Origin of the sequence: Algoriphagus sp. (assembly GCF_024642405.1) — a bacterium.
In the GTDB taxonomy this organism is placed as follows: domain Bacteria; phylum Bacteroidota; class Bacteroidia; order Cytophagales; family Cyclobacteriaceae; genus Algoriphagus.
Genome location: NZ_JAHEBC010000305.1, coordinates 1 through 4,666, shown reverse-complemented (window position 1 = coordinate 4,666; position 4,666 = coordinate 1). Strand labels below are relative to the sequence as shown.

General features: G+C 40.1%; 6 protein-coding genes. 1 reads left to right on the top strand and 5 read right to left on the bottom strand.

Annotation, left to right across the window (positions count from 1 at the left end; all coding sequences use genetic code 11):
• Positions 1–245, top strand: a 245-nt coding sequence (locus Q0L68_RS16660; protein WP_296705328.1) for a hypothetical protein, incomplete at its 5' end; no start/stop codon positions are given.
• A 300-nt stretch (positions 246–545) separates the two neighbouring features.
• Here the strand turns inward: Q0L68_RS16660 and Q0L68_RS16655 are convergent.
• The 5 genes from Q0L68_RS16655 to Q0L68_RS16635 all read right to left on the bottom strand — a co-directional run bounded on the left by Q0L68_RS16655 (position 546) and on the right by Q0L68_RS16635 (position 4,658).
• A complete protein-coding gene (locus Q0L68_RS16655) occupies positions 546–1,433 on the bottom strand; it encodes a S1/P1 nuclease (RefSeq protein ID WP_296705325.1) in 888 nt (295 codons plus the stop codon).
• A 1-nt stretch (position 1,434) separates the two neighbouring features.
• Positions 1,435–1,680, bottom strand: a complete 246-nt coding sequence (locus Q0L68_RS16650) for a hypothetical protein (RefSeq protein ID WP_296705324.1) — start codon at positions 1,678–1,680, stop codon at positions 1,435–1,437.
• A 52-nt stretch (positions 1,681–1,732) separates the two neighbouring features.
• Positions 1,733–1,924, bottom strand: coding sequence for a hypothetical protein (locus Q0L68_RS16645; protein ID WP_296705323.1), 192 nt, complete (start codon positions 1,922–1,924; stop codon positions 1,733–1,735).
• Positions 1,925–1,986: 62 nt separating this feature from the next.
• Complete coding sequence (locus Q0L68_RS16640) at positions 1,987–4,206, bottom strand: molybdopterin cofactor-binding domain-containing protein (protein ID WP_296705321.1); 2,220 nt, start codon at positions 4,204–4,206, stop codon at positions 1,987–1,989.
• Positions 4,207–4,208: 2 nt separating this feature from the next.
• The gene (locus tag Q0L68_RS16635; protein WP_366938418.1) at positions 4,209–4,658 is read right to left on the bottom strand and encodes a (2Fe-2S)-binding protein; all 450 of its coding nucleotides are present in this window, start codon (positions 4,656–4,658) and stop codon (positions 4,209–4,211) included.
• Positions 4,659–4,666 lie beyond the last annotated feature (8 nt).

Here is a 4,666-nt window from a genome sequence, read left to right as displayed (position 1 = left end):
ATAATGGGATTGCAAGAGCTCCAATGAATGGGGTTTATGGAGCAGAAGGTGAATGGCTAATCGAAGGGGTTGGGTTTATTCCAGATATCGAGGTGATAAATTTACCAAAGGCGACTTTCGAGGGAAAAGATGCGCAGTTGGAAGCAGCAATAGAACACTTAAAAGAATTGATCAAGTCAGATCCGCGACCTGTCCCTCAAGCTCCTGCATATCCGGATAAGAGTTTTAAGAATGGAAAAAATTAAAAGTTTTTAGGAAATAACATCAAATTAAATGAGTTTTTACACCAGAGAAAGGCAATCTAATTGATTGCCTTCTTTGCTTTTTGGAGTAGTAGCTTTTCTGATTGTATTGGTACTCTTCCTGTGTTACCACATTTCTTGTTTCACTTTCCATAACTTGGAATCTTGGAGGGAATTCTCCACTTGGTTTTATGGACTAGATCTAACCTAGTTTAATCTTGCTACTTTCTTTTATCAACTTAAAAAATCTCAGCAGGATTACCCAAGGTTCTAATTATTTATTTGAGATGTCCGTACGAGCTATTATTTAAATATTTGATTGATAGTACCAGCGAGTCTGATACCACCTTTCAAGAGCCTTTCATCTAAGATTGGTTTCATTGCAAAAGGGTATTCGTAACTAAGCACTGGTAAACCTGAGGTGAAATCTGTTTTAAAATAAGTTTGCTGATATATTTTCAATCTAATATCGATTGATTCCTGTGCCCACTCATCTGGATTATGGTTTTGCCATTTGTTGATACTGTCAGCAGGAGCATGATTCAGAAATTGGCTATACTCCGAAAAACTCAGATCTTGTTGTTCTATTATTCCCTCATCCCAAACAGAATGGAGATTAGAATGCTCTCCAAAAAATTCTACAGCCACTTTATTTCCGCCTAAATCATAGGTACGGCCGACGTGCATAGGTTGATGAACATCACCAACAAAATGAATGAGGTATGCCAATGCGATCTCCTCAATAGAGTCTAAGCCATGAAAGGATGCGGTATCTTTATTAATCATTTTTTCAAAGGCATTTCTCTTATTGACATCCTTTAAAAGGATGCCCTTGAAAAAATGTATGGCTTCTACTACATTGGTTGGGAATGTATCTTTTTTAGTTTTAGCTAGCACATTCTCTAATGTTTCAGTATCATCAACTGAGAGAAAATGTAAATTCTTCATAAAATCCCATTTCTTATCTGATCTAACTTCATCGGGCCAAGTGGCCAGATAGGCAAAACTATGACCTTTGCTGATTTCCCGAACTTTCTTAAGAGCGTCTTGGGTTAGGTTAAGTTCTCCGATTTGGCCAGTAATTCTATGACCATTTGCCCCCCAAAATCTTATGTTTGACTTCGGTGCAATGGATGTCATAAGTATGGTAATTACTACCAAACCCATAACAATCAATCCGTTCTTTTTCATATTAATTATTTTTAGTTAAACTGGTCATTTTAGGTGCAGGGCTGGATTGAAATTCGATCTTTAACTGCGTCAATAGCTGTTGTTCTTGTTTTTGATTCTGGCGGATTAGATGCCGGGTTTTCACTTTAATGGCATGCAGAACACCTATTATCGTCAAGGCAAATTCTCCAAAAGCATAAGCTAAATTTTTGGCAAACGGATTTTGATTAAAAAGGCATTGGCGGATTTTTTTAAAAAATGAGATCATCTAAAATTGATTGTCGAATAAATTGTAATTGTACTGAAAAATAAAAAGAGTATTATCCAACTTTCCCATCCCCATCAATATCCTTTCCAAGTTCTCTTTCGAGTAAGTGCAGCGTTTTTATCAATAGAAGTCTTGTCTTTTCAAGCTCTTCCTCCAAATACAATACTCGCTGTTCCAGGGAAACAGCTTTTTCTTTTTGTTCCTCGATTTCACTTTGCTGGATCAAATCCCAAAACATTCCCATAGTTCTATTATTTAGGTTTACCCTAATCTAAGAAATTAAATCCTGAGGATAAGAGAGTTGACTTACGAAGTTTGCTGGATTGATGGTCTCAAATCATTTTTTATAATTGGTAATTGTCGAATGCGAATTCCCGTTGCGTTGAAAATGGCATTGGTAACTGCCGGAGCAATCACGGGAGTACTTGGTTCCCCAGCCCCTCCAGGAGCATTTCCAGAGTTGATAATATGCGTTTCAATTTTGGGAGCCTCATTCATCCTCGTCACTGGATAATTATGAAAATTACTTTGCTGAACAGCGCCGTTCTCTATTGTGATCTCTCCAGTTAAGGCAGCCGCCAAACCATAAATAATCCCACTTTCCATCTGTGCAATAAATCCATCTGGATGAACTGCAAAACCAGCATCCGCTGCACAAACCACCCGATGAACTTTAACTTTCCCATCTACGCCAACTTCCACCTCTGCAACTTCGGCCACTATTGTCCCAAAGGATTGGGCGATCGCAATTCCACGTCCCCAGTTTGCTGGAAGAGTGCTTCCCCAGTTGGACTTTTCCTTAACTAAATCTAAAACTGCCTGGAATCTCGAATTATCCTTACTCAAATTTTTTCGAAAAATAAGAGGATCCTGTTTTGCTGCAAAAGCCAATTCATCTATAAATGACTCAGTCAAAAAGCCATGTGTCGAATGATCCACACTTCTCCAGTTTCCCCAGGGAACATGTGAAGGCGGACTTGAATATTGAATTAATTGATTTGGAATTTGGTAGGGAATATCGGCAGCTTCAGGTGGATGATGTTTGAAAATAAATTGATGGTCATAAGCGATTGGATTTCCGGATTTATCCAAAGCGGCTTTCATCCGACTGACAGTTGCCTCACGATACACGTCATGTTGAGTATCTTCTTCTCTAGACCAGATTAATTTCACAGGAAAGTCTACTTCTTTGGCAATCAAAACTGCCTGCTTCATCACATCAGTTTCAGAGCGCCTGCCAAAGCCACCTCCAAGTAATTGATTATGTACCGTTACATTTTCTAGATCTAACTCAAGTAAGTCAGCTATTTCTGCTCTTACTCCCAGGGGATTTTGGCTACCGCACCATATTTCACATTTCCCATCATGGACCCAAGCAGTACAGTTCATGGGCTCCATCGTAGCATGTGCTAAAAATGGAAGTTGATATTCTGCTTCGATAAGAATTTCTGCCTTTTCCAATTCTGCTAAAGCATTTCCTTCCTTATAATGCTTATCTAACTTTCCTTCTTCCCGAGCTTTATCCATTGCTTTTCTATAGCCTGAAATAATATCTTCCTGATTAATCCGGTCATTTTCAGTAGACTCAAATTCAATGAGAAGTTGATCAAGAGAAGTTTTCGCTTGCCAATATCCATCTGCCACTACTGCCACTGCATTTCCTAAATTCAATACTTTATGAACTCCATTTTGGTTTGTGGAGGTATCTACTGATTTTACCTTGGCCCCAAAAACAGGAGATGATTTGATGGTGGCATATTTCATTTTAGGAACTACCACATCGATCCCGAATTGGGCTTCTCCAGTAACCTTTCCAGGAATATCAAACCTTGGCCTGGAAGTGCCCATGATGGTAAACTCATTCTGAGATTTTAGCTTGGGATGGGAAGGTTTTTTGATTTTTGCTGCAGCAGTCGCCAACTCTGCGTATGTGGCTGTTTTCTTACTGGTTGCATGAGTGATGATACTGTTTTGTGCTTTGAGTTCTTCTACTGGAACCTTCCATGTTTCAGCGGCTGCTTGAAGAAGCATAGACTTCGCAGCTGCGCCGGCTATTCGCATTGCCTGCTGACCGGTAAATCTCACGGAGGCAGATCCACCCGTAATCTGAAAATTCAAGGATTTAACTGCCGTAAGAAATACTCCGTTTATAGATTCTTCCAAAAATTTTGGGAAATCAGCATTTCCAGCTATAAAGCCCTTGAGCAAAGTGAAGTTTGCGTATTCTTTGTCAGCAGGAGCTTCCAAAAATTTAACTTTTGACCAATCTGCATCCATTTCATCAGCAAGCATCATCGCCAAAGTAGTATGTACCCCCTGTCCCATTTCTGCATGGGGAATGATGGCTGTAACGGTATTGTCAGGTGAGATTTTTAGCCAAATATTCATGACAGTTTCACCTTCTTCAGCGATCAATCCCGCCACTTTGGAAGATCTGTTTCCAGGTCTGATAGCAATTCCTATTACCACCGTACCTCCAGCTAAAACTCCCGCGCTTATAAAAGCTCTTCTAGTCCATTTTTTCATCGTTATAAAGTTTCGGGAGTGGAAGATGATTGAAGATTTGCTGAAGCTCGCTTTATTGCAGATTTGATTCTGCTATACATCCCACAGCGACAGATATTCCCAGACATTGCCTGATCGATTTCTTCATCAGAAGGAGAAGGGTTTTCATTTAGTAGGGCAACTGCCGACATGATTTGTCCGGATTGGCAATATCCGCATTGAGGGGTTTGTTCTTCGATCCAAGCTTTTTGGACCACATGAAGTGTATTTTTGTCAGTGGCGATCCCTTCTATGGTAGTGATTTCTTTGCCTTCGGCGGAAGTGGCTGGAGTAATGCAGGAGCGAACGGGTTTGCCATCCAAATGAACCGTACAGGCGCCGCATTGGGCTATACCGCATCCAAACTTAGTTCCTGTCAAATTACATTGTTCGCGGATTACCCAAAGAAGAGGCATGCCCGAAGGTGCATCCACTTCAAAGT